At 72.4% G+C, this 26,401-nt stretch carries 26 protein-coding genes; 4 read left to right on the forward strand and 22 right to left on the reverse strand.

Going from position 1 to position 26,401, the window contains the following annotated elements; genetic code table 11:
• Window positions 1–177: 177 nt before the first annotated feature.
• From panD to OHA34_RS20705, 7 genes are all read right to left on the reverse strand, one after another.
• Entirely contained in the window at window positions 178–594 is a 417-nt protein-coding gene (gene panD, locus OHA34_RS20675; protein WP_285940047.1) for an aspartate 1-decarboxylase, read from the reverse strand.
• Window positions 594–1,478 carry a pantoate--beta-alanine ligase gene (gene panC / locus OHA34_RS20680; RefSeq protein WP_443029583.1) on the reverse strand — a complete coding sequence of 295 codons (885 nt, stop codon included), beginning with the start codon at window positions 1,476–1,478 and terminating at the stop codon, window positions 594–596. Before panC ends, panD begins: the two co-directional genes overlap by 1 nt.
• A gap of 99 nt (window positions 1,479–1,577) precedes the next feature.
• Window positions 1,578–2,510, reverse strand: coding sequence for a Rossmann-like and DUF2520 domain-containing protein (locus OHA34_RS20685; RefSeq protein WP_329518608.1), 933 nt, complete (start codon window positions 2,508–2,510; stop codon window positions 1,578–1,580).
• A 151-nt stretch (window positions 2,511–2,661) separates the two neighbouring features.
• A complete protein-coding gene (locus tag OHA34_RS20690) occupies window positions 2,662–5,157 on the reverse strand; it encodes an ABC transporter permease (RefSeq protein WP_329518609.1) in 2,496 nt (831 codons plus the stop codon).
• Window positions 5,158–5,161: 4 nt separating this feature from the next.
• The gene (locus tag OHA34_RS20695) at window positions 5,162–5,935 is read right to left on the reverse strand and encodes an ABC transporter ATP-binding protein (RefSeq protein WP_329518610.1); all 774 of its coding nucleotides are present in this window, start codon (window positions 5,933–5,935) and stop codon (window positions 5,162–5,164) included.
• Window positions 5,936–6,126: 191 nt separating this feature from the next.
• Window positions 6,127–6,837: a response regulator gene (locus tag OHA34_RS20700; protein ID WP_285940112.1), complete on the reverse strand. Its 711-nt coding sequence runs from the start codon at window positions 6,835–6,837 to the stop codon at window positions 6,127–6,129.
• A gap of 47 nt (window positions 6,838–6,884) precedes the next feature.
• Window positions 6,885–8,057, reverse strand: a complete 1,173-nt coding sequence (locus tag OHA34_RS20705) for a sensor histidine kinase (RefSeq protein WP_329518611.1) — start codon at window positions 8,055–8,057, stop codon at window positions 6,885–6,887.
• A 122-nt stretch (window positions 8,058–8,179) separates the two neighbouring features.
• On the opposite strand from OHA34_RS20705, the gene OHA34_RS20710 reads away from it, so the two are divergent.
• Entirely contained in the window at window positions 8,180–9,181 is a 1,002-nt protein-coding gene (locus OHA34_RS20710) for an SAM-dependent methyltransferase (protein WP_285940041.1), read from the forward strand.
• 185 nt (window positions 9,182–9,366) lie between these two features.
• Here OHA34_RS20710 and OHA34_RS20715 read toward each other — a convergent pair whose 3' ends face one another.
• Complete coding sequence (locus OHA34_RS20715; protein ID WP_329518612.1) at window positions 9,367–10,518, reverse strand: cytochrome P450; 1,152 nt, start codon at window positions 10,516–10,518, stop codon at window positions 9,367–9,369.
• Window positions 10,519–10,647: 129 nt separating this feature from the next.
• The gene (locus tag OHA34_RS20720; RefSeq protein WP_329518613.1) at window positions 10,648–11,100 is read right to left on the reverse strand and encodes a MarR family transcriptional regulator; all 453 of its coding nucleotides are present in this window, start codon (window positions 11,098–11,100) and stop codon (window positions 10,648–10,650) included.
• Between the two features lie 90 nt (window positions 11,101–11,190).
• Here OHA34_RS20720 and OHA34_RS20725 point away from each other — a divergent pair, with 90 nt between their 5' ends.
• Entirely contained in the window at window positions 11,191–12,009 is an 819-nt protein-coding gene (locus OHA34_RS20725) for an alpha/beta fold hydrolase (protein ID WP_285940038.1), read from the forward strand.
• Between the two features lie 12 nt (window positions 12,010–12,021).
• On the opposite strand, the gene OHA34_RS20730 is transcribed toward OHA34_RS20725, so the two are convergent.
• Both OHA34_RS20730 and OHA34_RS20735 read right to left on the reverse strand, forming a co-directional pair.
• Window positions 12,022–13,290 (reverse strand): PH domain-containing protein, encoded by a 1,269-nt coding sequence (locus OHA34_RS20730; RefSeq protein ID WP_285940037.1) that lies wholly within the window; start codon window positions 13,288–13,290, stop codon window positions 12,022–12,024.
• 299 nt (window positions 13,291–13,589) lie between these two features.
• On the reverse strand, window positions 13,590–14,129 hold the full coding sequence (locus OHA34_RS20735) for a PH domain-containing protein (RefSeq protein WP_285940036.1): 540 nt from the start codon (window positions 14,127–14,129) through the stop codon (window positions 13,590–13,592).
• A gap of 175 nt (window positions 14,130–14,304) precedes the next feature.
• Between OHA34_RS20735 and OHA34_RS20740 the strand changes: the two genes are divergently transcribed.
• A complete protein-coding gene (locus tag OHA34_RS20740) occupies window positions 14,305–15,453 on the forward strand; it encodes an NADH-quinone oxidoreductase subunit D (RefSeq protein ID WP_285940035.1) in 1,149 nt (382 codons plus the stop codon).
• Between the two features lie 80 nt (window positions 15,454–15,533).
• On the opposite strand, the gene OHA34_RS20745 is transcribed toward OHA34_RS20740, so the two are convergent.
• A complete protein-coding gene (locus OHA34_RS20745) occupies window positions 15,534–16,421 on the reverse strand; it encodes a TIGR03620 family F420-dependent LLM class oxidoreductase (protein WP_329518614.1) in 888 nt (295 codons plus the stop codon).
• A 101-nt stretch (window positions 16,422–16,522) separates the two neighbouring features.
• On the opposite strand from OHA34_RS20745, the gene OHA34_RS20750 reads away from it, so the two are divergent.
• Entirely contained in the window at window positions 16,523–17,167 is a 645-nt protein-coding gene (locus tag OHA34_RS20750) for a TetR/AcrR family transcriptional regulator (RefSeq protein ID WP_285940033.1), read from the forward strand.
• 37 nt (window positions 17,168–17,204) lie between these two features.
• Here the strand turns inward: OHA34_RS20750 and OHA34_RS20755 are convergent, their stop codons facing one another.
• The 10 genes from OHA34_RS20755 to OHA34_RS20800 all read right to left on the reverse strand — a co-directional run bounded on the left by OHA34_RS20755 (window position 17,205) and on the right by OHA34_RS20800 (window position 26,232).
• Window positions 17,205–17,678 (reverse strand): DUF3180 domain-containing protein, encoded by a 474-nt coding sequence (locus OHA34_RS20755; protein ID WP_285940032.1) that lies wholly within the window; start codon window positions 17,676–17,678, stop codon window positions 17,205–17,207.
• Window positions 17,675–18,262, reverse strand: a complete 588-nt coding sequence (gene folK, locus OHA34_RS20760) for a 2-amino-4-hydroxy-6-hydroxymethyldihydropteridine diphosphokinase (RefSeq protein ID WP_285940031.1) — start codon at window positions 18,260–18,262, stop codon at window positions 17,675–17,677. Before folK ends, OHA34_RS20755 begins: the two co-directional genes overlap by 4 nt.
• The gene (folB, locus tag OHA34_RS20765) at window positions 18,259–18,624 is read right to left on the reverse strand and encodes a dihydroneopterin aldolase (RefSeq protein ID WP_285940030.1); all 366 of its coding nucleotides are present in this window, start codon (window positions 18,622–18,624) and stop codon (window positions 18,259–18,261) included. The genes folK and folB overlap by 4 nt, the downstream gene beginning before the upstream one ends.
• Window positions 18,621–19,058 (reverse strand): nuclear transport factor 2 family protein, encoded by a 438-nt coding sequence (locus tag OHA34_RS20770; RefSeq protein WP_285940029.1) that lies wholly within the window; start codon window positions 19,056–19,058, stop codon window positions 18,621–18,623. Before OHA34_RS20770 ends, folB begins: the two co-directional genes overlap by 4 nt.
• Window positions 19,055–20,020, reverse strand: a complete 966-nt coding sequence (gene folP / locus OHA34_RS20775) for a dihydropteroate synthase (protein WP_443029584.1) — start codon at window positions 20,018–20,020, stop codon at window positions 19,055–19,057. Before folP ends, OHA34_RS20770 begins: the two co-directional genes overlap by 4 nt.
• Before the next feature lie 194 nt (window positions 20,021–20,214).
• Complete coding sequence (folE, locus tag OHA34_RS20780) at window positions 20,215–20,790, reverse strand: GTP cyclohydrolase I FolE (RefSeq protein ID WP_285940110.1); 576 nt, start codon at window positions 20,788–20,790, stop codon at window positions 20,215–20,217.
• A 53-nt stretch (window positions 20,791–20,843) separates the two neighbouring features.
• A complete protein-coding gene (gene ftsH / locus OHA34_RS20785; RefSeq protein ID WP_285940028.1) occupies window positions 20,844–22,847 on the reverse strand; it encodes an ATP-dependent zinc metalloprotease FtsH in 2,004 nt (667 codons plus the stop codon).
• 482 nt (window positions 22,848–23,329) lie between these two features.
• Window positions 23,330–23,893, reverse strand: coding sequence for a hypoxanthine phosphoribosyltransferase (gene hpt / locus OHA34_RS20790; RefSeq protein ID WP_285940027.1), 564 nt, complete (start codon window positions 23,891–23,893; stop codon window positions 23,330–23,332).
• Between the two features lie 97 nt (window positions 23,894–23,990).
• A complete protein-coding gene (tilS, locus tag OHA34_RS20795) occupies window positions 23,991–25,001 on the reverse strand; it encodes a tRNA lysidine(34) synthetase TilS (protein WP_285940026.1) in 1,011 nt (336 codons plus the stop codon).
• Between the two features lie 61 nt (window positions 25,002–25,062).
• Complete coding sequence (locus tag OHA34_RS20800; protein ID WP_432763048.1) at window positions 25,063–26,232, reverse strand: zinc-dependent metalloprotease; 1,170 nt, start codon at window positions 26,230–26,232, stop codon at window positions 25,063–25,065.
• Between the last annotated feature and the right edge of the window lie 169 nt (window positions 26,233–26,401).

The following is a 26,401-nucleotide window of genomic DNA, read 5'->3' on the forward strand; positions in this document are numbered from 1 at the left end:
CTCCTCGGGGCTCGATTCTCGTCATTGTGACATTAACCCCGGGACGGCCCCGCGCCCGACCCCCCGGAAACGGCGGAACGGCCGCACCGCCACCCGTGGAGGTGGCAGTGCGGCCGCTCCGGCCGGACGGTTGCGCGCCGAGGATGCTCCTATGGACGTCAGCCGTGGATATGAACGTCAGCCGTGGATCAGGTCGCCGCGCAGCCCGGCGGCGCCCGGGACCGGCTCGGCCGGGTCCGAGCCCAGCGAGATGATCTTGTTGGCGCCGTCCACATGCACCACCTGCGGCCGGAACTCGCGGGCCTCGGCGTCGCTGAGCTGCGCGTAGCTGATGATGATCACCAGGTCGCCGGGCTGTACCAGCCGGGCCGCCGCTCCGTTGATGCCGATCACGCCCGAGCCGCGCTCGCCCGCGATCAGGTAGGTCTCCAGCCGCGCGCCGTTGTCGATGTCGACCACGTGCACCTGCTCGCCGGGCAGCAGGTCGGCGGCGTCCAGCAGGTCCTGGTCGATGGTCAGCGAACCCACGTAGTGCAGGTCGGCCTGGGTCACCGTGGCACGGTGGATCTTCGACTTGAACATCGTCCGGAACATCAGGACTCCTTCGCGGTGCCGAACTGGAGGGCAATATTGTCGATCAGATGGGTGGCGCCGACCCGGCCCGCCACGGCGAGCACCGCCGGTCCGGCGTGCGCGGCGGCGACCTCGGTGAACGTGGCCGGATCGACCAGGACCAGGTAGTCGAGCTCGAAGGGGGGCTCGGCGTCCGCGGCCTCGCCGAGCACCGCGCGCGCCGCGTCCAGCACCGCGCCGGGGCCGTCCGCGGTCGCGCCCGCACCCGCCCGCAGCGCCTGCCACAGGGCCAGCCCGGTGCGCCGGCCGGCCGCCGAGAGGTAGCGGTTGCGGCTCGACAGCGCCAGCCCGTCCGGCTCCCGGACGGTCGGACCGCCCACGACCTCGACGGGCAGGTCGAGATCGGCGACCATCCGGCCGATCAGCGCGAGCTGCTGGGCGTCCTTCTCCCCGAAGACCGCCACGTCCGGGCGCACCAGATTGAACAACTTCAGCACCACGGTGAGCATTCCATCGAAGTGGCCGGGCCGGGCCGCGCCCTCCACCACCCCGCCCATCGCGCCCGAATGGACCGTGACCTGCGGCGCGTCCGGGTACATGGCCTCCCTGGTGGGCGCGAACACCACGTCCACGCCCTCGGCCTCACACGCCTCGATGTCGCCCGCGAGCGTGCGCGGGTAACGGTCGAAGTCCTCGTCCGGGCCGAACTGGAGGGGGTTGACGAAGATGCTGACCGCGACGCTGTCGGCGAGCTGCCGCGCCCTGCGGATCAGCGACCGGTGGCCCTCGTGCAGCGCCCCCATGGTCGGCACGAGCGCCAGCGTGCCCGCCATGCCGTCCCGGACCGCGGCGAGCTCGGCCCGGTCGGTGGCGATGACGGGCATCACAGCCGCGCTCCCGGGCATCCGCCGCCGCGACGGCGGTCACCCTTGAAACGCGCGCCGCTGCTGCGGCGGCCGGTCCGGCTGTCGGCGCCCTGACGGTCGCTCACGGATCCTCCTCGGTCAATCGGCGAGCACTTCGAGGAGCCGCGCGGCGTCCTCGGGCTTGAGCATCCCGGCGCCGAGCGCCCGGTCGGCGGTGAGACGGGCCAGCGCGACGTAGGCGCGGCGTCCCTCCGGCGACTCCCTTCCCAGTTCGCGCACGTGGTCGGCGACGGTGCCCGCGTCGCCCCGCGCGACCGGGCCGGTGAGGCCGTCGATGCCGAGCCGCAGCGCGTTGTCGAGCGAGGCGCCGAGCAGCGGCCCGAGCATCCGGCCGGGCTCGGCGACACCGACCGCGCGCAGCAGGTCCATCGCCTCCACGACCAGCGTGACCAGGTGGTTGGCGCCCCCGGCGAGGGCCGCGTGGTAGAGCGGGCGGCGCTCCTCGGGAATCCAGGCCGGCTCGCCGCCCATCTCCAGCACCAGCGCCTCGGCGACCGGCCGCAGCGGCTCGGGCGCGGTCACCCCGAACGCGATGCCGGTGAGCCGGCTCACATCGTCGGGACGTCCCGTGAAGCTCATCACCGGGTGCAGCGCGAGCGGCAGCCCCCCGGCCCGGGTGACCGGTTCGAGGACGTCGGTGCCGTACCGCCCGCTGGTGTGCACGACGAGCCTGCCCGCGACGGGGACCTCGACCCCGGCCAGCCCGGCCGCCAGATCGGGCAGGGCGTCGTCCGGGACGGTCAGCAGCACCAGGTCGGCGGCCTCCACGACCTCCTGCGGCGGCACCAGCGCGGCGTCCGGGAGCCGGTCCCGGACGCGGAGCCGGGAGCGGTCGGAGACCGCGGCGGCGGCCACCACCCGGTGCCCCGCGCGGGCGAGCGCCACGCCGAGCGCGGTGCCGACCCGGCCCGCGCCGACGATGCCGACCGACAGGCGTGCAGGACGGTCCTCAGGCCGGGGCTCGGCCCCGTTTCCGGGCGTGGCGGACAGCGGCGGGACGTGTGGATCCATCGTTCTCGTTCCAGTCCTCAGGTAGGTACCGGACGTGCGCGGTCCAGGGTACCCGCGTCCCGACGGCAGGGGGCGGACCGGGGCCGTGCCCCCGATCCGCCCCGGCGCCACGCCCGGCACCATGGCCCGCGCGGTGCTCCTCGGGCGAGGGTCAGTCGTGGGCGAGGGACTCGACGATGGACGCCCTGGCGGCGCGGCGGGCGGGCAGGACCGCGGCGAGCATCCCGGCGGCGCCCGCGAGCACGACGAACCCGACGATCTGGAGGTAGGGGACGGCGAACACCGCGTCGTCGGCCATCGCCCGGGTGGCCGCCCAGCCGAAGACCGTGCCGAGCAGCACCCCGGTGACCGCGCCGATCACCGCCATCACCAGCGCCTCCACCGAGAGCATCCGGCGGAGCTGGCGCTTGGTCAGGCCGAGGGCGCGCAGCAGCGCCGACTCCCGGGTCCGCTCGACCACCGAGAGGGTGAGGGTGTTGGCGATGCCGAACAGCGCGATGACGACGGCGAGGCCGAGCAGCCCGGCGAAGATCATCAGCACCATGTCGATGGCCTTGGTGAACTCCTCCTTGATCTCGGCGGCGGAGCCGACCTTCACCGTCGGGTACGGGCGGGCCGCGTCCTGAACGGCCTCGCGCGCCGCGGCGGCGGTCGCCCCGTCCGCGGCCTTGACGTAGATCTGCGAGGGGTCGCGCACGCTGAAGTAGCGGTCGAAGTCGCGGCCCGGCACCAGCAGACCGGTCAGCGGCGTGTCGCCGCCGAAGACCCCCGCGATCCGCACCGGCACGGTCCCGTGGTCGGTCTTGATCTGGACGGTCCGGCCCTTGGCCAGGCCCTGCCGCGCGGCGGTGTCCTTGTCCGCGAGCGCGGTGCCGGGCTCGAGGTCGGCGGCCGAGCCGCTGACGAAGCTCGGCTTGATCACGGTGCCGAGCGGAGGGCCGCCGAGGGTGTTGACCGTCCCGTCGGCGGAGCCGATCCGGGTGTCCTTCTCCCGCTTCTCGATCACCGCGCCGATCTCGGGCCGGCCGGCCAGCCGCGCGGCGACCGCGTGCGGGACCCGCCGGTCGCCCTCGCCGAACTGGTTCTGGATCTGGAAGTCCACCGGGAACTGCGCGTCGAGCTGCCGTTCGCTGCTCGCCTTGCTGCTGGCCCCGACCACGGCGAACAGGCTCATCAGGCCGACGCCGATGGTCAGCGCGATCGTCGTGGTCGCGGTCCGGCGCGGCGAGCGGCGCGCGTTCTCCACCGCGAGCCTGCCGGGCACCCCGCCGAGCCGCGCCGGGATCGCCCCGGCCACCCGCCCGAACGGGCGGATCAGCGCCGGCATCACCGCGAGCACCGCGAGGAACACCAGCGCGCCGGCGCCGGCGACCGCGAACATCGACGCCACGCCCTTCTCCCCGCTCATGACGCCGGCCAGCCCGGCCAGGACGCCGAGGACGGCGCACAGCCCCGCGACGACGATCCGCGGCCACCCCAGCCGGAACCGGCCCGCGCCGGGCTCGGTGTCGCTCCGCAGCGCGGCGACCGGCGCCACCCGCGTCGCCGCGCGGGCGGGCAGCAGGGCCGACAGCACCGTGACGACGACGCCCACGGCCAGCCCGACCGCCACCGTGCGCGGCGCGAGCGTCACGCCGGCGGTCGGCATGTTCGCGCCGAAGGCGTTGAACAGCGCCATCGCGCCCGCGCCGATCCCGTACCCGGCGAGCAGCCCGAGCAGCGAGCCGACCACGCCGACCACGAACGACTCGGCGACCACCCCGCCGAACACCTGGCGGCGGGTCGCGCCCACGCAGCGCAGCAGCGCCATCTCCCGCATCCGCTGCGCGATCAGGATGGAGAAGGTGTTGTAGATCACCAGCGCCGAGACCAGCATCGCGACCAGCCCGAAGATCAGCAGCCCGGCCTGGATCACCTTGGTGTCGGCGCCCGCGGAGTCGGCCAGCCGCACCCCGAGCTCCTCGCCGGTGAGCACCTCGTACGAGCCGCCCACCGCCGCCGCGACCGCGGCCCGGTCCGCGCCGAGGACGTCGATCTCCTGGTAGGTCTTCCGGCCCGTCATCCGCAGCGCGGTCGTGGGCTCGAACCCGACCGCGCCCCGGAAGCTCGCCTCCTGGTCGATGCCGAAGTCGACCAGGCCGACGACGGCGAACCGGTGCGGCGCGTTGCCCTGGTCGAGCACCGTGACCTGGTCGCCGACGGTGAAGTGCTCGCGGCCGGCGGTGCGCGAGTCGACCACGGCCTCGGCGCGCGTGCGCGGCACCCGGCCCTTGTCGAGCTCGTAGCGCAGCAGCCTCCCGTCCGGGACCGACATCCCGACGGTGGGGACGTCGCCGACGGCCTTGCCGTCCCGGCCGACGAGCGCCGCGTCGCCCTGGACCAGCCCGTGCACGCCGGTCACGCCCGGCACGCCCCGCACGCGCTCCATCAGGCCCGCGGGCAGCTCTCCGCCGGAACCGCCCTTGGGCCGGACGGCGACGTCCACCTTGTCGGCCGACCGCGCGAACGTCCGCTGGACGCCGCTGTCCATGGTGTCGGTCAGCACGAACGTGCCGGCGATGAAGCCCACGCCCAGCGTGATCGCGACCGCGGTGAGCAGCAGCCGCAGCGGGCGGGCCCGCAGGCCGGCGAGGGTCGTCCTCAGCATCGGCTCAGCCCCCCAGGCTCTTGAGCCGGTCGAGCACGGTGTCCGGCGTCGGCTCGAACAGCTCGGTGACGATCAGCCCGTCGCGCAGGAACACCACCCGGTCGGCGTACGCGGCGGCGACCGGGTCGTGGGTGACCATCACGATCGTCTGGCCCATCTCGCGCACCGAGGAGCGCAGGAAGGCGAGCACCTCGGCGCCGGCGCGCGAGTCGAGGTTGCCGGTCGGCTCGTCCGCGAAGATCACCTCGGGCCGGGAGACCAGCGCCCGCGCGCACGCGACCCGCTGCTGCTGCCCGCCCGACAGCTCGTTCGGCCGGTGGCTCAGCCGGTCTTTCAGCCCGACCACCTCGACGACGTGCTCGAACCACGCCTGGTCGACCTTGCGGCCCGCCAGCTCCAGCGGAAGCGTGATGTTCCGCTCGGCGCTGAGCGTGGGCAGCAGGTTGAACGCCTGGAAGACGAACCCGACCCGCTCGCGGCGCACCATCGTGAGCTGCTTGTCGCTCATCCCGGTGATCTCGGCGTCGCCGAGCGCGACGCTCCCCCCGCTGACGGTGTCGAGCCCCGCCAGGCAGTGCATCAGCGTGGACTTCCCGGACCCGGACGGCCCCATGATCGCGGTGAACGCGCCCCGGGCGAACCCGACGCTGACCCCGCGCAGCGCGTGCACGGCCGCGCCGCCGGCGCCGTACACCTTGGTCACCTCCGTGGCCACGACGGCGGGCGCCGCGGCGGTCCCGGGCGCACCTCCGGGAGGACTGGCGAACGTGCTGGTCACAGCGGCTCCTTAGCGACTCGGGTGATCCCGTTCAACGCTAGGAACCCGCACGCCCGCCGCCATCGCCCGAGCGTCCACGCCCGGAGTCATCTCTCCGGCTGGTGCGCCCGCCCGCGTACGACTTGAGTCGTACGTCGCCGTCAGCCCTCAGCCGACCCCGCCCGCGCACCGGCGACCTTGCCGGGCCGCCGTCACTCGTCGCGGTCGGACTGGCCGCTTCTCACCAGGCCGGTCTCGTACGCGAACACGACCGCCTGCACCCGGTCGCGCAGCCCGAGCTTCATCAGGATGCGGCCCATGTGCGTCTTGACCGTCGCCTCCGACACGAACAGCCGCCCGGCGATCTCCGCGTTCGACATGCCCCGCGCGACCAGTCGGAGCACCTCGCCCTCCCGGTCGGTCAGCGAGTCGAGCGCGCCGCTCGCCTCCCGCTCGGCGTCCGGCAGGTGCATCGCGAACCGGTCGAGCAGGCGCTTGGTGGTGCTCGGGGCCACCACCGCGTCGCCCGAGTGCACCGACCGGATCGCCTCCATGAGCTGCGCCGGCCCGGCGTCCTTGAGCAGGAACCCGCCCGCGCCCGCCTTGATCGCCGCGAACGCGTACTCGTCCAGGTCGAAGGTGGTCAGGATGATCACCTTCGGGCCGGCGCCGGCCGCGGCCGGACGGCCGCCCGCGCGGGTGATGCGCCGGGTGGCCTCGATCCCGTCCATCCGGGGCATCCGCACGTCCATCAGCACCACGTCGACGGCCGTGCCGCGCAGCAGGTCGAGCGCCTGGACGCCGTCGCCCGCCTCGCCGACCACCTCGATGTCGGGCTGGGCGTCGAGCACCATGGTGAAGCCCGCGCGGACCAGCTCCTGGTCGTCGACGAGGAGCACCCGGATCGGGGGCGGCTCCTCCATCGCGTCCCAGCCGCCCGCCGGCGCGCCTCCGGGCCCGTCGAGCTCGCTCACGTGCGTACCTCCTCGCGTACCGGGACCCGTGCGGACACCTCGAAGCCGCCGCCCGGCCGAGGTCCGGCCCGGACCTCGCCGCCGTACACCGCGGCGCGCTCCCGCATGCCCGCCAGGCCATGCCCGCGGCCGTCGCCGACCGCGGCGGCGCCCCGGCCGTCGTCGACGACGCCGACCTCGATCGCGCCGTCCAGATAGCGCAGCCGGACCGTGGCGGTGGCACGGGGGCCGCCGTGCTTGAGGGTATTGGTCAGCGCCTCCTGCACGATCCGGTACACCGTCAGCTGCCGGCCCTCCGACGCCGCCTCCGGCACGCCCTCGATCTCCAGCGAGACCGGCAGCCCGGAGCCGCGGACCTGGTCGACCAGGTCGGCGAGCTGATCCACGCCCGGCTGCGGCGCGTACGGCCCGCCGGCGTCGCCCTCGCGCAGCACCCCGAGCAGCCGGCGCATCTCGGCGAGCGCCTGCCGCCCGGTCGCCGAGATCGTCTCCAGCGCCTGCTGGGCCCGCCGGGTGTCGGTCCGGATGGCGAAGGACGCACCGTCGGCCTGCACCACGATCACGCTGACGTTGTGCGCCACGACGTCGTGCAGCTCCCGGGCGATGCGGGCCCGCTCGGCGGCCATCGCCATCTGGACCTCGGTGTCGCGCTCGCGCTCCAGCCGCGCCGCCCGCTCCTCAAGGGAGCGCAGGTACGCCCGGCGGGTGCGCATGTGCAGCCCGAGGATCCACGTCCCGGCCACGAAGGCCGAGAGCATGAGCAGCGTGAACCGCTGGTCCACGCCGCCGGACGCGTAACCGAACGCCGCCAGCGCCGCGCCGAACTCCACCACCAGCGCGGCGGCCAGCCCCCACCGGAACGAGCGGTCGGCGGCGATGGTGTACAGCCCCATCAGGATCGCGATGTTCGCCGGGATCGGCGGCATCTGCGCCAGCCACTGCGCGAAGCAGACCAGCGCGACCGCGGTGAACGACGCGCGGGGGAAGGTGCGCCGCAGGACGAGCGGACCCACCAGGAACAGGGCGAGCAGCATCAGCGTCGAGCCGCCCACCCCGCCGGCCCCGCCCCCCGCCGCCTCGGGGATCATCAGCAGCAGGAGCGGCGCCGCGAACCCCGCGTCCACCAGCGGCTTCTTGCCGCGCCACCACTCCCACGCTCTGCCCACCATAGGCACAGGGTATGTTCGCGCTGGTCAGCACGGGATCAGCCTGAAGTCGGACCCGGGTAGCCCGAAGGGAGGGTCTCCCGGCCCGCGGCCCGCACGCGGTGGCGCAGGGTAACGTCGCACGCGTGACGGGGTGGGCGACATGGCGGTCCGCGATGGAGCGGGCCCTGTACGGGCAGGACGGCTTCTACCGTCGAGGGGAACGCCCCGCCGAGCACTTCCGCACCTCGGTGCACGCCTCCGCCCGCTTCGCGGCGGCGTTCGGCAGACTGCTCGCCGAGGTCGACGCCGCCCTCGGCCGTCCCGGACGGCTCGACCTGATCGATGTGGGCGCCGGTTCCGGCCGCCTGCTCACCGGCATCCTCGCCGCCGCCGAGCCCGAACTCGCCGCCCGCCTCGCGCCGACCGCCGTGGAGATCGCGCCCCGGCCCGCCGGGGTCCCGGACCGGATCGCCTGGCGCGCCGACCTGCCCGGCACGGTCAACGGCCTGGTGATCGCCAACGAATGGCTCGACAACGTGCCGCTGGACGTGGTCGAGCAGACCCCCGACGGCCCCCGCACCATGCTGGTCGATCCCGCCACCGGCGCCGAACGGCCCGGCGCCGCGCCGTCCCCCGAGGATCGCGACTGGCTGGAGCTCTGGTGGCCGCTGCGCGAGCCGGGCGACCGGGCCGAGATCGGGCATCCGCGCTGCTCGGCGTGGGCCTCGGTGGTCGGACGGCTGGACCGCGGCGTGGCCGTCGCCGTCGACTACTCGCACACCCGCGCGTCCCGCCCGGTGTACGGGACGCTGGCCGGCTACCGGGACGGCTCGACGGTGCCCGCCGTCCCGGACGGCTCGTGCGACGTGACCGCGCACGTCGCGCTCGACGCCTGCACCGCGGCGGGCGAACGCGCGGGGGCCACGTCCACGCTGCTCACCACCCAGCGGACCGCTCTGCGCGCCCTCGGCCTCTCAGGCACGCGCCCCCCGCTCGACCTCGCGCACCGCGACCCGCGCGGCTACCTGTCGGCGCTGTGCTCGGCCGGGGAGGACGCCGAGCTCATCGACCCGGCGGGCCTGGGCGGCTTCGGGTGGCTCGTCCAGGCCGTCGGTGTCCCTCTCCCCTGCTCCCTGCCCGGCTGACGGGTCCCCCGCCTAGGTCCTGTCTCAAAGTGCCTCGGCCGTCGCGCGAGCGCGTTATCTGGCCGGTGGGGCGAAGCCGGAGGCGAGCCCCATCGGCCAGATCGCGAAGCGATGTCGCGCTCGCCTAGCCAGGTCGGTGTCCGAGCCGCCAGGCGAGGACGCCGGGCCGGGCTTTGAAACACGGCCTAGCACTCCACGTGCAGCGCCTCCAGGCCGCGCAGCACGAAACCGGGCTTCCACTCCGGCTCGCTGACGGCGCGCAGTTCCGGCGCGAGCCGGAGCAGGGCGCCGTACGACTCCGACAGCTCGATCCGGGCGAGCGGGGCGCCCAGGCAGTAATGGATGCCCAGGCCGAACGTGATGTGCGGGTTGGGGTCCCTGGACAGGTCGAGCCGGTCGGGATCGGTGAACACCTCCGGATCGCGGTTGGCCGAGGCGAACTGCAAGGCGACCTCGGCACCGCGCGGGATGTCGACCCCGCCGACGGTGATGTCCTCCAGCACCCACCGCTCGAACATCGGCGCGGGGGTGTCGTACCGCATCAGCTCCTCCACCGCGGTCCGGACGAGGGTGCGGTCGGCGCGCAGCCGGGCCAGCTCGCCCGGGTTGCGCAACAGCGCCCACCAGCCGTTCCCGGTCGCGTTCACGGTCGCCTCGTGCCCGGCGTTGAGCAGCAGCACGCACGTCCCGACCAGCTCGTCCTCGCTCAGCCGGTCGCCGTCGTCGACGACCTGGGCGAGCGCGCTGATCAGGTCGTCCCGCGGATCCCGCCGGCGCGCCCGCGCCAGCTCCCGCAGGTAGGCGGAGAACTCCGTCGCCGCCCGGACGGCCGTCCGCTGCGCCTCCATCGGCGGGTTCAGCTCGTACATCCCGCAGATGTCGGCCGACCAGGGCCGCAGCAGGTCCCGGTCCTCGACCGGCACGCCCAGCATCTCGGCGATCACGTTCACCGGCAGCGGCTCGGCGACCTCGGCGAGCAGGTTCCCGCCGCCCTTGGCCGCCAGCGCCCCCGCCAGCTCCTCGGCCAGCCCGCGGATCATCGGCCGCAGCCCCTCGACCATCCGCACGGTGAACGCCTTCGACACCAGCCTGCGGAGCCGCGTGTGCGTGGGCGGCTCGACGTCCAGCATCCCGGCCCTGACCAGGTCCCAGAACGGCTTGAGGAACTCCGGCTCGGGCTCCCGCCCGAACTCCTCGTGCCCCGCGACGTGCAGGTACCCGCGCCCCAGCCGCCGGTCGCGCAGCAACGCGCCGACGTCCGCGTGCCGGGTGATCACCCACTGCCCGGTCGCCTCGTCGTAGAACACCGGCCGCTCGGCCCGAAGCCGCTCGAACACTGGATACGGATTTGCCACGAAACCGGGCGCCCACGGGTCATAGGCCACATCGCTCATCCCCGAACGATAGAGCCCCCCCGACCCCTCCCAGGCCGCCCCGGACCGGTCCCACGACCACTCCGTCCCACGTCAGGCAGACCCCGCCGACCCCGCTCTCTCCGGGCCGAGATGGCGGGCGAGGGTCTCCAGCGCGGCGGCGACCTCCGCGGCGCGCGCGGGGTCGCCGGTGCCGAGCGCGGCGGCCAGCGCGACGTCGATGGTGGTCGCCCGAACCTCCGCCACGCGCGCCGAGACCTCCTCGGACTTGCAGACCAGGAGGCGGCGGCGGTCGGCTGGGTCGGGCGCGGCCACGATCGACCCGGTCTCCCGGAGCCGCGCGACGGCGGTCGAGACCTGGCTCTGCGGCAGCCCGGTGCGCTCGGCGATCTCGCCGATCGCGCTGTCCGCATGCGCGGCGACGTCGCTCAGCACGATCAGGACGGCGCGGGTGCCGCCCTTGTGCTCGCCGCGCGGGGCGGGCATCGCCTCTTCACCGATCTTCATCAGGGTGCGGCCCAGCAGGAACAGCTCGACTCCGTTCATCCGCCCAACTTACATCCCCTTAGATACATCCATCTTGATGCATCTATTTAGATGCGTTATGGTGGGGGCAACCCCAAGGAGGAACCCATCATGAAGACCGCCACACTCCCCGTCCCCGGCGCCGACCTCTACTACGAGCTCCGCGGGGACGGCCCGCTGCTGCTCATCTCCCAGAGCGGCGAGGGGGACGCCCGCCGCTCGTCCGACCTCGTCGACAACCTCGTCGACCGGTTCACCGTCCTCACCTACGACCGCCGGGGCCTGTCCCGCAGCACCCGCACGGACCCGGCCCTCCCCGTCAGCCCCGAGACCAACGCGGACGACCTGCACCACCTTCTGGCCGCCGTCACCGACGAGCCCGCCCTCATGCTCGGATGCAGCCTCGGCGCCCTCTACGGCCTGCACCTGGCCGCCGCGCACCCCGGCCAGATCTCCACGCTCGTCGCGCACGACCCCGCCACCCCCGGGCTGCTCCCGTCCGCCGAACGCGACCGCGTCGCACGCACGCTGGAAGAGATCTCCGCCGTCCACCGCCGGGACGGCTGGCAGGCCGCAATGCGGAGGATCGCCGCCTTCACCGGCATCGACATGGCCACCATGAAGACCGAGCCCGAGGTCACGCTCCCCCCGATCACCCCCGAACGGGTCACCAACATCGAGTTCTTCCTCAGCAACGACCTGGACGGGCTCGCCCACAGCACCCTGGACGCGGGCGACGTCGCCCGGACCGCCGGCACCCGCGTCATCCCCTCCGCCGGCCGCGACTCGGCGAACGCCTGGAACCACCGCTGTGCAGAAGAGCTCGCGCGGCTCCTCGACGTCCCCATCACCCACTTCCCGGGAGGCCACAACGGCAACACGACCTTCCCCCGGGCCTTCGCCGCCCGCCTGAAGGAAGTGCTCGCCTGAGCCGGGCCGCGCTCAGCGGGCCGCCCAGTGGGCCGGGTCGCCGCCGGAACGGCGCGCGGCCCGGGCCCGATGCGCGGTCGACTCCACGATCGCGCGCGCCTCACCGAGGTCGCGCCCGGCGGCGGCCACCCTGACCGGCCCGGGCGGCGCGTCCACGTGGACGGTCGCCAGGCGCAGCAGCCGCTGGAGCGGGTTCACAGTGAGCCGCACGCTCTGCGCCCGCACATGGGCGATCACGTCGGTGCGCCGACACGGCCAGCCGTGCCGGGTCACGAACACCGTGTCGTCGGTGCCCGCCCCGTCCGCGTGGTCCAGCGCCACGGACCGGGCCGAGGCGGGCAGCAGCGGGACGGCGTCGACATCGCTGCCGGGGAACACCTGCGAGATCAGCCCCACCGCCACCGACCGCGGCGCCACCGGCAGCAGCGTGGACGACAGCGCCTGACGATCGCCCGCGTACCCGGCCACGGTGACGTCGAGCCGCACCCAGCCGAACGCGCGCCAGATCGCCGGCTCGACCATCCCGACCGCCTGCACCCGGCCCGGCGGCAGCGTCTGCATCCGGGTCTCCAGCAACCCGTACCGGAGCCGGATGCCGTCGGGCGACATCGCCACCTTGAAGTTGGCGTACATCACCAGCGGCGCCACCACCCCGCGGATCAGCCCCAGCAGGGCCGGAACCGTGACCGCGAGCATCCCGACCTCCCGGTACGCCACCAGGAGCACCAGGGAGGCAGGGAACAGCAGCGCCGTCCCGATCACCGGCAGCCGCAGCACCAGCGACCCGAGCAGCGCCCCGAACGGAACCTGCCACACAGGACGCTCGGGCGCCTCCGGGGTATGACCGGGCAGCCCGGCCGCGCGCGCGAGCAGCTCGGCCCGGAGCTGCTGCGCCGCGTTCCGTCCCAGGTAACGCAGCGCGATCTCGCTCTGCGCACCACCGGCCAGCTCCACCCGCACCTCGGCGAGCGCGAACACCCGCGTCACCAGGGGCCGCACCACATCGATCGCCTGGACCCGCGAAAGCGGGATCCGCCGCTTCCTCTTGCGCAGCAGCCCGGTCTCCACCACCAGGTCCTCGCCATCGACCCGGAACCGCAGCGAAAGCCAGGCCCACAGACCCGAGCCGACGGCGATCACCATCATGGGCGCCATCACGAGCACGAACCGGAGGAGCACCACCGGGCTGAGCACCTGCGTGACGCCTCCGCTCCGCTGGGTCAGCAACAGCGGGAAGCCCAGCAGCACGAAGCCGATGACCATGAAGACGAACGCCCGCAACGGAGCCGTGGCCCAATGCAGCCGATGCGTCCCCTCAGAGAACCGAACCGGAGGCGGCCGATACCCGTACCCCGGCGGAGGTCCCCCGCGATATGGCCCGTAGCCCTGGACATGAGGCGGCATCCCACCAGCCCCATAAGGCACGCCCACCCCTACCGGCGCCCCAACGAACCCGGGACCACCAGGAGGAACGGGCGGCGAGCCCCCCGCAACAGCCGAACCACCTCGCAGCCCGGCCGCGAACGGCGGACCCGCGGGCGGCACGGGAGGCCGGGCAGTGGGATCCCCGCGGTCGAAGCTCACAGGCCCATGCTCCGCTCCTCGCCCTTCTGGGCGAGGCGGTCGCGGAGCAGCGCGGCCTCGGCCGCGGGGAGCCCGGGGATGGTGGCGTCGGTGGCCGCCGCCGCGGTGTGCATGCGGACGGTCGCGATGCCCATCCAGCGTTCCAGCAGCCCGGCGGTCACGTCGACGAACTGCATCCGTCCGTACGGGACGACGATGAGGCGCTTGACGAACACGCCGCGCGTCACGATGAGGTCGTCGGCGCGTTCGGCGTAGCCGAGCGAGCGGCAGGCCAGTTCGGCGACGATCCCGGCGAGGGCGACGCTGACGATGACCGCGGCGACCCACAGCGCGGCGCCGGGCAGCCCGGCATTGCGGGAGACCAGGAACGCGCCGAGGGCCGCGATCGGCACCGCGGTGAGGGCGGCGCTCGTCGCCCGGTGCCACGTGTGCCGTTTGGAGATGCGCGACCATGGCAGCCCGCCGCCCGAGGCGAACGCCTGATCGGCGGCATAGACCGGGGGTGGCGCGCCCGGAGGGTGGGGCGCGGTTGCCATCGGAGGTGGGGACGCGCCGGGCCCAGGCCCCTGCGAAGGGCCGGGAAAGGGCGGGTTCGGATGATGCATCGCCAGTTCGCCATGACTTGCGTTCATTGCCCCCTAGTCAACCGGAAACCGCGCACCGCCCGCCATGGGACCATGGAGACGTGATCGGAGCGGCGAGGACGCGACCATGAGCACCGAACGGATCGTCGGGATCGGAGCGGGCGCCAAGGAGCTCGCCACCGAGGACATGACCCTCAACATCGGCCCGCAGCACCCGTCCACGCATGGCGTGCTGCGGCTGCGGCTGACGCTGGACGGCGAGCGCATCTCCGCGGCCGAGCCGATCATCGGCTACATGCACCGGGGTGCGGAGAAGCTGTTCGAGGTGCGCGACTTCCGGCAGATCATCGTGCTGGCCAACCGGCACGACTGGCTGTCGGCGTTCTCCAGCGAGCTCGGCGTGGTGCTCGCGGTGGAGCGGATGCTGGGCATGGAGGTGCCCGCGCGGGCGGTATGGGCGCGGACGCTGCTGGCCGAGCTCAACCGGGTGCTCAACCACCTGATGTTCCTGGGCTCCTATCCGCTCGAGGTGGGCGCGATCACGCCGATCTTCTACGCGTTCCGAGAACGCGAGACCCTTCAGCGGGTCATGGAGGAGATCGCCGGCGGCCGGATGCACTACATGTTCAACCGGGTCGGCGGCCTGAAGGAGGAGCTGCCCGCGGGCTGGACGGGCCGGGCGCGGCACGCGGTCGGCGACGTGCGGGCCCGGATGTCGGACCTCGCCGACCTGATCATGGGGAACGAGATCTTCCGGGCGCGGACCCGCGGCGTCGGGGTCATCACGCGCGAGCAGATCCTCCAGTACGGGGTGTCCGGGCCCATCGCGCGCGCGGCGGGCGTCGACTTCGACCTGCGGCGGGACGAACCGTACCTGGCGTACGGCGAGCTCGCCCCGCGGGTGGTGACGCGGTCGGAGGGCGACTGCCTGGCCCGGTTCGAATGCCTCCTCGACCAGGTGTACGCCTCGCTCGACCTGGCCGAGGCGTGCCTGGACCGGCTGGCCGAGCTGCCGCCGGGCCCGATCAACCAGCGGCTGCCCAAGGTGCTGAAGGTGCCCGAGGGCCACACCTACGCGTGGACCGAGAACCCGCTCGGTATCAACGGCTACTACCTGGTGTCGCGGGGCGAGAAGACTCCGTGGCGGCTGAAGCTGCGGTCGGCCTCGTTCAACAACGTGCAGGTGCTGGCCGAGCTGCTGCCGGGACATCTGGTCGCCGACATGATCGCCATTCTCGGATCGATGTTCTTCGTCGTCGGCGACATCGACAAGTAGCCGCCCCACCTCAGGCGACCCCACCTCAGGCCGCCCCACCTCAGACAGCGTCGTCCCGGGCGGCGTCGGGACGGGCGGCCTCATCCGGTCAGCCTCGGCGCGAGCCGTTCGAGCTGGTCGACGGCGGCGGGCAGGTCGGGTGCGAACGGGTGCAGCAGCACGTGGTCGGCGCCCGCGGCCAGGTGGGCCCGCAGCCGGTCGGCGACGGCGGCCTCGTCGCCCCAGGCCAGGACCGCGTCGACGAACCGGTCGCTGCGATCGCCGCCCAGGTCGTCGTCGCCGTATCCGAGCCGCCGGTAGTGCCGGGTGTACGGGCTCTCGGCCATGGCGCCGCCCCCGGCGGACAGCATCGCGCGCAACCTGCCGCGCGCCCTGTCCGGATCGGTGTCGAGCGTCAGGATCTGGTGCGGGACGAGCAGCGCGCCCGGCCGCAGGGCCTTGCGCGCGAGCGCCGTGTGCTCCAGCGGCTGAAGGAAGGGGTGCACGCCGTCGGCGCGCTCGCCGGCCAGCTCGTGCGCCTTGGGACCGAGGGCGGCCAGGACGCGCGGGTAGTCGACCTCGGGGAGGATCGACGTCGCGGCGTCCATCGCGTCGAGGTACTCGCGCAGTCGCTTCAGCGGGCGCTCGCCGCTCTGCCCGCCGAGCCCGAGGATGAAGCGGCCCGGATACGCCTCGGCGAGCGTCGCGGCGCCACCGCGCATGGCGACCGGGTCGCGCATCCCGATGTTGGCGATGCCGGTGCCGACGACGAGCCGCTCGGTCGCGGCCAGCATCAGGCCGTGCTGGCTGAACGCCTCACGTCCGCCCGCCGACGAGACCGCCGGCGGCTCACCGCTCCACAGCGACCCGTAGCCGAGCCCCTCGATCCGGGCGAACTGCGCGCGCTGCACGGGCACGGGCGTCCTCAGCAACGTGTCCGGCGCGATCCAGACGCCGAACGGGCCGAGCCGCCGCCTGATCTCGTCCATGCTGATCACGACTCCCTCCACCGTTAACCGGAGGCTGCCTCCGGCCTGTCCACGGCTACAATAAGGAGGCAGGCTCCGGTTGGCAACTCGAGGAGAGCAAGGTGGGCGAAACCGCGCCAAAGCCGATGCGCGCGGACGCACGGCGCAACTACGACCGGCTCCTCAACGAGGCGCGCACGGCCTTCGCCGAGCGCGGCATCGAGTCGTCCCTCGAAGACGTCGCACGGCACGCCGGCGTCGGGATCGGCACGCTCTACCGGCACTTCCCGACCCGTGACTCCCTGCTCGAAGCCCTGCTGCGCGAGCGCTTCGACGAGCTCAAGGCCAAGGGCCAGAGCATGCTCGACCGGCCCCCGGGCCGAACGGTGCTGATCGACTGGGCCCGGTCGTTCATCGAGATCAGTACGACCTACCCGGGCCTGACCGCGGCGCTCACGACGACGCTGCGCGACGAGACGTCCGATCTGCACGCGTCCTGCACGGCGATGCGCAAGGCCGGCACGGCACTGCTGACGCAGGCCCAGGAGGCGGGGGAGATCCGCGCCGACATCGACGCCATGGAGTTCTTCGCCCTCGTGCACGGTGTCACGTGGGGCAACGAGAAGGCGTTCGGCGGCGACCCCGGCCACCTCGACAGGCTCCTCGGCATGGTCCTGGACGGGCTCACCCCGGCCGCCGCCCTCTCATCGGAGGGCGGCCCGCCACCCGGCCACGGAACGCCCGCTCGCCACGCAGCACATCCGTGAACCGAGAACGCCCAGCGCGAACGTCAAGCACCAGGCGTCAAGAACGGGATGCGCCGTGCTTCCTGGACTCCTCCTCCGGGTCCTTGGGAACCCGGCACGCGTACTCCAGGAAGAAGGCGGCGCCGACCAGCACCATCGCTGCCAGGAACGTGCCGCCGCTGACGAAGAAGTCGTGCCGGGGCGTCGGCTTGTCGAGCGCGTCGCCGAGGCTGGCGGCGAAGCCGGCGAAGACGCCGCCGAGCACCCCCGCCGCGTGCGCGCTGGCCTTGCCGAGGGCGGCCATCCGCGCGACGACCAGGGGCTCGACCGGCTTGGTCCCGGGCTTGCGGCGGATCCGGCGCAGCACGTTCACACCGGTGAACGCCTCTCCGAGGGCGAGCAGCAGCAGCGTCGGCACCGCGGTCCAGGGCAGCGGCGGCAGCGACACATAGGCGGTGCGCAGCACCGCCCAGGTGATCAGTGCGACCACGATCACCAGGGCGATGAGGGGCAGTGGGCGAGTGTGCTTCATGCAGGCGGCTGCAAGGTCAGGTCTTCCCGGCGGCGGACGGCCGACGGGCCTCCTTCCGCCTGCTTGGCACCGGCCAGGTCGCCGATCCGGCCGTGGCCGGGCAGCAGCACGTCCGGCTCGATGTCGGCCCACGGGACCAGCACGAACGCCCGCTCGTGCGCGCGGGGATGCGGCAGGGTCAAGTGGGGATCGGCGGACGAGACGTTCCCGAACACCACGATGTCGATGTCGAGGGTGCGCGGCCCCCAGCGGACCTCGCGGACGCGCTGCATCGAGTTCTCGATGTTGAGGATGCGTTCGAGGAGGTTCTCCGGGGGGAGCCGGGTGTCGGCGACCAGGACGATGTTGAGGAAGTCGTCCTGCTCGGGCAGCGTCTCGCCGGGCGGCGCGAACGGAGTGGTCTCGTACACCGGGGACAGCGCGACGAAATCCAGCCCGGGGGCGTCGAACAGAGCGTCGACCGCGTCCTGGATGTTCTCCAGGCGGTCGCCGAGATTGCTGCCGAGCGAGAAGACGACTCGGTGCTGGACCAGCATGTGGCCACCGGTCGCGGTGCGGTCGGGCATGCGGTCGGACGCTGTCATGGGCGACTCCTCGTGATCTTCACGGCCACGTCCGTGAAGGGGTGCGGCACCGGGGCACTCGGCTTGTGGACGGTGACCTCGGCCTCCATCACCAGCGTGTCTTGCAGGCAGACCTCCGCCAACCGGCCGGCCAGAGTCTCGATGAGGTCGACGGGCTCCCCTTCGACGACGGCGACCAGGCGGCCGGCGAGTGATCCGTAGTCGACGGTACGCGACAGATCATCTCCGGCCGCGGCCGGGCGGGTGTCGAGCCCCAGCGCGACATCCACCACGAACTCCTGCCCGAGCTCACGCTCGGCGGGGAGGCAGCCGTGCCGGCCGCGGGCGCGCAGGCCGCGCAGCTCTATCCGGTCGAGAGTCATTCTTCCTCTGCCTCTGCTCCATTGAGTACGGGGGAACCGTGATGGAGCAGGAGTCGCCATTCCCCGCCGAGCCGGACGAACACATTGGTCGCCACGATGCTCCCCCCGGCGAGGAAGCCCGTCTCAGTGCCCTCGTCGGCGGTGAGGACGTTCTCCTTGCAGGTGACCACCGCATGGTCCCCGTAAGCATCACATTCCACATCAGTCAGGACAAATTGGATGTATGTGGTGTTGGCCATGATCAGCGCCCACGAGCGGAGCACCTCGTCCCGGCCGCGCAGCATCGGCCAGCCGGGATGCACGCACGACACGCCCCCGGCGTACGGCCCGTCCGCCCAGACCGCCGACATCCGGTCGAGATCGCCCTCCTCGAACGCGGCGTAGAACTCCGCGTGGGCCTCTTCCAGGTCGGCGCGGTCAACGGCAGGGCTCATCGATGGTCGCTCCCGGAATCGCCGCGGCGGCCCGCCGCGTCACTGTCGGCTTCGGACACCGCCACATCACGCCGGGACGCCATACCGGGAGGCTCAGACGCGCCCGCGGGCCCCGCTGCGCGTACGGCCGAGGCCACCCGAACGGCGTCGGCGTTGGGACGGACCCGGTGCACCCGCACGCACCAGGCACCCGCCGCGGCGGCCAGGGCGGTGATCGCGACAGTGGCGTCGTCGCAGTCGTTGAACGGTCGCCGGGTTCCGTCGGGGGCCGCCAGGAGCCTCCCGAGGAACCCCTTGCGGGACGCCCCGACGAGCACCGGGTAGCCGGTGCCGAGGAGCGTGTCGAGGTGGGCCAGCAGCGCCCAGTTGTGGCCCGCCTCGGGACTCTTGGCGAACCCGAGCCCGGGGTCCAGCACGATCATGGACGGGTCGACGCCCTCGGCCAGGACGGCGTCGACGCGGCGCAGCAGCTCGTCGCGGACCTCGCCCACCACGTCGGAGTACACGGCCCTGCTCTGCATGTCGTGGCTGTGCCCGCGCCAGTGCATGACGACGTACGGCACACCGGTCGCGGCGACCATCCGCGGCATTCCGGGATCGGCGAGCCCGCCGCTGACATCGTTGACGAGCCGGGCTCCCGCGGCGACGGCGGCCTCGGCCACCTCGGCGCGCATGGTGTCGACGCTGACCGGCACGCCCTCGGCGGAGAGGGCCTCGATGACCGGGACGACCCGGCGGAGCTCCTCCTCACGGGACACCCGCTGGGCGCCGGGACGGGTCGACTCGCCGCCCACGTCGACCACGTCGGCGCCCTCCGCGACCAGATCGAGCCCGTGCCGGATGGCCTTGTCGGCGTCGAACCAGGTGCCGCCGTCGGAGAACGAGTCGGGCGTCACGTTGACCACGCCCATGACCAGGCAGCGCCCCGGCGCTGGCAGTCCTGGAACGACGGCACTGGTCATACGAACAAGCCTATGCCCAGACGGGAGGCCCTTCGCGCGCCGCCCAGTGCCCTGGACGCCCGTTGTCCAAAGGGATTCGATCGTCACACACGCAAAGGCCCGCCGGGCTCCCCGAAGGGTGCCGGCGGGCCTTCACAGAATGTGCAGGCCGTGCAGTGAGCGCAGTGCCCACACCTCCGGCCCGCGCCCTGGGATCAGGCGCGGCCCAGGATGAGGCTCATCGCCTCGGCGCGGGTCTCGGCGTGATCCCGGAAGTCGCCGCGCACGGCGGAGGTGACCGTCCGGGCGCCGGGCTTCCGCACGCCCCGCATGGTCATGCAGAGATGCTCGGCCTCGATCACCACGATGACGCCGCGCGGCTCCAGGATGCGCATCACCGCGTCGGCGACCTGGCTGGTGAGGCGCTCCTGGACCTGCGGCCGGCGGGCGTACACGTCGACCAGCCGGGCCAGCTTGGACAGCCCGGTGATCTGCCCCTTCTTGTTGGGCGTGTAGCCCACGTGCGCGAGCCCGTGGAACGGCGTCAGATGGTGCTCGCAGGTCGAGTAGACCTCGATGTCCTTGACCAGGACCATCTCGTCGTGGTCGGCCTCGAACACCTTGTTGAGCGCGTCCTCGGGCGCCTGCCGGAGCCCGGCGAACTGCTCGGCGTACGCGCGCGCCACGCGGGCGGGGGTGTCGCGGAGCCCGTCGCGATCGGGGTCCTCCCCGATCGCGAACAGGATCTCGCGCACCGCCCGCTCGACCCGGCCATGGTCGAAGTCCGGCATGCCGGTGACGGCCCCGACCGGCGCGTCCTCGTCGTACGGGAGAGCCAAAGCGATCAGCTCTCGCCCGGAGCCGGGTCGGTGGGCTCGGCCACACCCGTCCCCTGGCCGTTGCTCTTGGTCAGGTCGGTGACGTCCTGCGGGCCCATCAGCGCCAGCTCCTTGGGCGTCAGCACCGGCGGCCGGTCGGACGGGAGGCGCTTGCCGTAACCGGTGTAGGAGTTCTGGAACGGCCGCTTCTGGATCGGCGCGAAGATCTCCAGCACCTGGTCCTTGGAGAGCGTCTCCTTCTCCATCAGGTTGATGACCAGGTCGTCCAGGACGTCCCGGTACTCGACCAGGATCTCCCAGGCGGCGTCGTGCGCGGCCTCGATGTAGCGGCGGACCTCGTCGTCGATCGCCGAGGCGATGTCCTCGGAGTAGTCCCGCTCGTGGCCCATGTCGCGGCCGAGGAAGACCTCGCCCTGGCCGGTGCCGAACTTGCGGGCGCCGAGCCGCTCGCTCATGCCGTACTCGGTCACCATGTTGCGGGCGATCGAGCTGGCCTTCTCGATGTCGTTGGCCGCGCCGGTGGTCGGCTCGTGGAACACCAGCTCCTCGGCGGTGCGTCCGCCCAGCAGCATGGCGAGCTGGTCGTTCATCTCCGAGCGGGTGGTGAGGAACTTGTCCTCCATCGGCAGGGTCATGGTGTAACCCAGGGCCCGGCCGCGCGGCAGGATCGTCACCTTGTGCACGGGGTCGGAGTTCGGCAGCGCGTGCGCCACCAGCGCGTGCCCGCCCTCGTGGTAGGCGATGATCTTCTTTTCCTTGTCCGACATCACCCGGGTCTTGCGCTCCGGCCCGGCCATGACGCGGTCGATGGACTCCTCGAGGGTGTCCATGTCGATCAGCTTGCGGTCGAACCGCGCGGTGAGCAGCGCCGCCTCGTTGATCACGTTGGCCAGGTCCGCACCGGTGAAGCCCGGGGTACGGCGGGCGATGATGTCGAGCTCGACGTCGGGGGCGAACGGCTTGCCGCGGCCGTGCACCCGCAGGATGCCCTTGCGGCCCTCGAGGTCGGGACGGTCGACGGTGACCTGGCGGTCGAAGCGGCCCGGACGCAGCAGCGCCGGGTCGAGGATGTCGGGCCGGTTGGTCGCCGCGATCAGGATCACGCCGCCCTTGACGTCGAAGCCGTCCATCTCGACCAGGAGCTGGTTGAGGGTCTGCTCGCGCTCGTCGTGCCCGCCGCCGAGCCCCGCGCCGCGGTGCCGGCCGACGGCGTCGATCTCGTCGATGAAGATGATCGACGGGGCGTTGGTCTTGGCCTGCTCGAACAGGTCGCGCACCCGGGAGGCGCCGACGCCGACGAACATCTCCACGAAGTCCGAACCGGAGATCGAGTAGAACGGCACCCCGGCCTCGCCGGCGACCGCGCGGGCCAGCAGCGTCTTGCCGGTGCCGGGCGGGCCGTACAGCAGCACGCCCTTGGGAATCTTGGCGCCGATGGACTGGAACTTGGCCGGATTGGCCAGGAAGTCCTTGATCTCCTCCAGCTCTTCCAGCGCCTCGTCGGCCCCCGCCACGTCCGCGAACGTGGTCTTCGGCGTGTCCTTGGTGATCAGCTTGGCCTTGGACTTGCCGAAGTTCATCACCCGATTGCCGCCGCCCTGCATCTGGTTCATGATGAACAAGAAGATCAGCACGATGACGACGATGGGCAGCAGGCTGAACAGCAGGTTGAGGAAGAAGCTCTGCTTGGGCACCTCGACGTTGTAACCGCCGGGAAGCTTGCCCGCGTTGGCCTGCTGTTGCAGTTGGTTCTGTAGTTGGAGACCCTGACCGTCGACCCAGGAGGCCTGCTGCTGCTTGCCGTTGGTGAGAGTGACCTCGACCCGCTGATCCTTGTCGATGATCTTGGCGGACTTCACCTGCCCAGCGGCGATCTCCTGGACCACCTTGGAGGTGTCGGTCTTCTCAAATGAACGACCGGGATTGACGCCCCACATGACAAGGGCGACCAAGAGGCCGAACAGCAGGATCCACAGCAGCGGCCCGCGAAAATAGCGCTTCACGTCCATTTATCCGGTTACCCCTACGGGGCCCGTCCCTCCTGACCAACGTCTGTGTACGATCCTCGCCCGCCATGGGGACGGGCACCACTGCGAACCGATCTCGTACACGGCGGGCCCTCGCCTGGGGCGCACACCCGCCGAGGCGGTCTCCATCATGTGGCTCCCGGGCCCGAGGACCCGGAACACCGACGGTACACCGCACCGCACAGAGGACGCAGCCAGCGCCGATCCCCTGATCCATCCGATATACCCGTCGACGTCCCTTGCAACGATCGGTCGGGGGCCCTTGTTCCCTGACGTACTTTTCGTGCCCTTCACCGGCCGATCGAGAATCATCCGGGAGTGTCCGCCCGCTCCGGCCGTCCACCACCGCACCGCCGCCGGTCCACCACGGGGCCTCCGCCGGGCCCGCCGGGCCCTTCCGGGGCTCTTGCGAGCGTCCTCGGCCGGACCCCGGGCGACTCCTGGTCGACTCCCGGGCGGCCCGCTCAGGCTCCGTCGCCTCCGTACACGTGGGGCGCGAGAGTGCCCACAAAAGGCAAATTCCGATACTTCTCCGAGTAGTCGAGCCCATACCCGATGACGAACTCGTTGGGAATGTCGAACCCGATGTACCTGACGTCGAGGTCGGTCTTGACCGCCTCCGGCTTGCGCAGCAGCGCGCAGATCTCCAGCGAGGCCGGGCCGCGCGAGCGCAGGTTGCTGACCAGCCAGGACAGGGTGAGACCGGAGTCGACGATGTCCTCCACGATCAGCACGTGGCGGTCGATGATGTCGGTGTCGAGGTCCTTGAGGATCCGCACGACGCCCGAGGACTTGGTGCCCGAGCCGTACGACGAGACCGCCATCCAGTCCATCGAGGCCGGCGTGTGCAGCGACCGCGCCAGGTCCGCCATGATCATCACGGCGCCCTTGAGGACGCCGACGAGCAGCAGGTCCTTGCCGGTGTAGTCGGTGTCGATCTGCGCGGCGAGTTCCCGCACCTTGGCCTGTAGCCGATCCTCGGGGATCAGCACCTCTGCCAGATCCCTGCCCAGGTCCTTCTCGTCCACAACCCCACCCTCGTTGTCGCGACCACTCGTCCGCCCGCGCGGGCGGACGACACCTTGAGGCGAACGCGTCACGTGACCGAACACACACGACGCGGTGTCAAACCGGACCGAACAGCAGCCTCCCATACCGCCGGAAAGCGCGTAGACCTCCGGGCAGGTCGACGTGCCGCTGCCCATGCCAGTCCGTGACCAGCCGATCCACTTCGTCGACGTGGACGGCCGCGAGCGTACCCGGTGGACTGCCCGCCTGGATCGCCGCGGTCCGCAGCACCCGGGTCCTTACGGCGGCGGGCAGGTCGTCGAGTCCCTTCAGCAGAAGCGCGACCTTCTCGGGGCCCTCCGTCGCGTCGAAATCCGCGTACGCGCGCGCAGCAAGGGCGTCCAGGGCGTCAGCGTCATCGCGCAGCATCCGGGCCGTGCGCGCCAGGGCGTCGGTCACTCCCGGCCCCAGCACGCGCTCCAGAGTGGGCAATGCCTCATGCCGGACGCGCACACGCGCGTAGGCCTCGTCGTCGTTGTGCGGGTCGTCCCAGGGGTCCAGCCCCATTGCCAGGCACGCGCGCCGCACCGTCGCCCTGTCGAGCTCCAGCAACGGCCGCCTGTAGCGCACCCCTTCGGACGAGGAGTGGCGGCGTTCGAACGAGGGCGGCATCCCGGCGAGGGACCGTGCCCCTGAACCACGAGCCAGCCCCAGCAGGACCGTCTCCGCCTGGTCGTCCCGTGTATGGCCGAGGAGTACCGCGGAGGCTCGCAGCCGGACCGCCGTCGCGTCCAGAGCTGCGTAGCGGGCCGTACGGGCGGCGTTCTCGGGGCCGCCCTCCTCCCCCACGTCGACCGCCACGGACCCGGCAGGGTCCAGCCCAAGGCCCGCCAGAGTGCGTACAACGGCGGCGGCGTGGTCGTCCGAGCCGTCCTGCAAGCCATGGTCGATCGTGACCCCCCCGGCCGGACGTCCCGAACGGGGCGCCTCGAAGGCGAGCGCACCGGCCAGAGCCAGGGAGTCGGCGCCTCCACTGCACGCCGCGAGCACCATCGAGTCAGGCGGCAGCTCGGCGAGCACGCGCCGAACCGCCAGCCGTACCGCCGCCACCGCCGGATCAGGGCCCATGGGAAATCTCTACCATCCGGCCGCTACCGGCCCGGCGCTATGGAGCCATACCTCGGCGGCCTCAGGCCTCGTTCGCGTCAGGAGGAGTCCCGTCCGCCGCTGGGGAGGGCGCGTCCACCGCCGGCGAGGAGGCGTCGAGGGAGCGGGAGCGGACGACCCGCTCCAGCCAGAGGGCCGGTTCCTTGATCTCGGCATGGGTCGGCAGGGTCTCGGGCGACTGCCAGACCTGGTTGAACCCGTCCATGCCCGCGTCGGCGACGACCCGGTGCACGAACCGTGAGCCCTCGGCGTACTGCTTCATCTTCAGGTCGATGCCGAGCAGCCGGCGGATCGTCTTGTCCATCCGCGAACCGCCGTCACGGCGTCCCTGGAAGCGCGCGCGGATCTGCTGCACCGACGGGACGACCTCGGGGCCGACGGCGTCCATCACATAGTCGCCATGGCCCTCGACGAGCGTCATGACCGCGGTGAGCCGGTCGAGGATCTCGCGCTGCTCAGGCGTCTGGATCGCGTCGATGAGGTTGGAGTCGCCCCCGCGCACCGCGTCGGCGACCGCTTCCGCGGCGTCCCGGATGCGGTCCAGCATCGCCCCGGGATCGAGATCCGAGGCGAGCAGGAACCTGGTCATCTGGTCCTGCACGTACTCGCGCAGCCAGGGGACCCCGGTGAACTGCGCGCGGTGCGTCTCCTCGTGCAGGCACACCCACAGCCGGAAGTCGCGCGCGTCGACACCGAGCTCCTGCTCGACGTGGACGATGTTGGGCGCGACGAGCGTCAGGCGGCCCGTGGGCGCGAGACCGGACGGGTCGGGCGGCAGGAACAGCTCGTACTGCCCGAGCACCCGGCTGGCCATGTACGCGAGGATCCCGCCGACCTGCATGCCGGTGACCCGGGAGCCGATCGCCTCGACCACCACGGTGCCCGCCCCGCCGCCGAGCAGGCCGGGGCCGCGCCGCTCCTGCATCTGCTCCATGAGCGGTTCGAGCACCACCCTGAACCCGTCCACGTTGGCGCGGATCCAGCCGGGACGGTCGACGACCGTCGCCGGCGCCGGATCGATCTCCGAGGCCATGCCGGTGAAGTCGCGCACGTGCCCGTGGGCCAGCCCGGACAGCTCCCGCAGCTCGGCCACGACCTCGCGGGCCTCGGCATGGCTGACCTGCGGCCCCGGCCGGACGAGACGGGTACCCGTCTGAACCGCCAGGTTCCAGTCGATCATTGAGGCGCTCATGTACTCCACCGTACGTTTCAACACGTGGCGCCGGAGCGCCCTGCACGATCGTTCAACGAACAACCGTTCTGGTTATCTCCCGTACGAGAGCGTCCACACGCGCTGTCCCGGATCCCCCGTCGGCACGTGCCGCCCCCGCTTCCCCCGCGCACACGAGCGGAGGGCAGCA

The organism is Spirillospora sp. NBC_01491 (assembly GCF_036227065.1).
Classification (GTDB): Bacteria; Actinomycetota; Actinomycetes; order Streptosporangiales; family Streptosporangiaceae; genus Spirillospora; species Spirillospora xylanilytica.

Coding starts and splice junctions, on each gene's coding strand:
- panD (WP_285940047.1), bottom strand. CDS start 594: ATGTTCCGGACGATGTTCAAGTCGAAGATCCACCGTGCCACGGTGACC.
- panC (WP_443029583.1), bottom strand. CDS start 1,478: ATGCCCGGGAGCGCGGCTGTGATGCCCGTCATCGCCACCGACCGGGCC.
- OHA34_RS20685 (WP_329518608.1), bottom strand. CDS start 2,510: ATGGATCCACACGTCCCGCCGCTGTCCGCCACGCCCGGAAACGGGGCC.
- OHA34_RS20690 (WP_329518609.1), bottom strand. CDS start 5,157: ATGCTGAGGACGACCCTCGCCGGCCTGCGGGCCCGCCCGCTGCGGCTG.
- OHA34_RS20700 (WP_285940112.1), bottom strand. CDS start 6,837: ATGGAGGAGCCGCCCCCGATCCGGGTGCTCCTCGTCGACGACCAGGAG.
- OHA34_RS20705 (WP_329518611.1), bottom strand. CDS start 8,057: ATGGTGGGCAGAGCGTGGGAGTGGTGGCGCGGCAAGAAGCCGCTGGTG.
- OHA34_RS20720 (WP_329518613.1), bottom strand. CDS start 11,100: ATGAACGGAGTCGAGCTGTTCCTGCTGGGCCGCACCCTGATGAAGATC.
- OHA34_RS20725 (WP_285940038.1), top strand. CDS start 11,191: ATGAAGACCGCCACACTCCCCGTCCCCGGCGCCGACCTCTACTACGAG.
- OHA34_RS20735 (WP_285940036.1), bottom strand. CDS start 14,129: ATGGCAACCGCGCCCCACCCTCCGGGCGCGCCACCCCCGGTCTATGCC.
- OHA34_RS20740 (WP_285940035.1), top strand. CDS start 14,305: ATGAGCACCGAACGGATCGTCGGGATCGGAGCGGGCGCCAAGGAGCTC.
- OHA34_RS20745 (WP_329518614.1), bottom strand. CDS start 16,421: ATGGACGAGATCAGGCGGCGGCTCGGCCCGTTCGGCGTCTGGATCGCG.
- OHA34_RS20755 (WP_285940032.1), bottom strand. CDS start 17,678: ATGAAGCACACTCGCCCACTGCCCCTCATCGCCCTGGTGATCGTGGTC.
- folK (WP_285940031.1), bottom strand. CDS start 18,262: ATGACAGCGTCCGACCGCATGCCCGACCGCACCGCGACCGGTGGCCAC.
- folB (WP_285940030.1), bottom strand. CDS start 18,624: ATGACTCTCGACCGGATAGAGCTGCGCGGCCTGCGCGCCCGCGGCCGG.
- OHA34_RS20770 (WP_285940029.1), bottom strand. CDS start 19,058: ATGAGCCCTGCCGTTGACCGCGCCGACCTGGAAGAGGCCCACGCGGAG.
- folP (WP_443029584.1), bottom strand. CDS start 20,020: ATGACCAGTGCCGTCGTTCCAGGACTGCCAGCGCCGGGGCGCTGCCTG.
- folE (WP_285940110.1), bottom strand. CDS start 20,790: ATGCCGGACTTCGACCATGGCCGGGTCGAGCGGGCGGTGCGCGAGATC.
- ftsH (WP_285940028.1), bottom strand. CDS start 22,847: ATGGACGTGAAGCGCTATTTTCGCGGGCCGCTGCTGTGGATCCTGCTG.
- tilS (WP_285940026.1), bottom strand. CDS start 25,001: ATGGGCCCTGATCCGGCGGTGGCGGCGGTACGGCTGGCGGTTCGGCGC.
- OHA34_RS20800 (WP_432763048.1), bottom strand. CDS start 26,232: ATGAGCGCCTCAATGATCGACTGGAACCTGGCGGTTCAGACGGGTACC.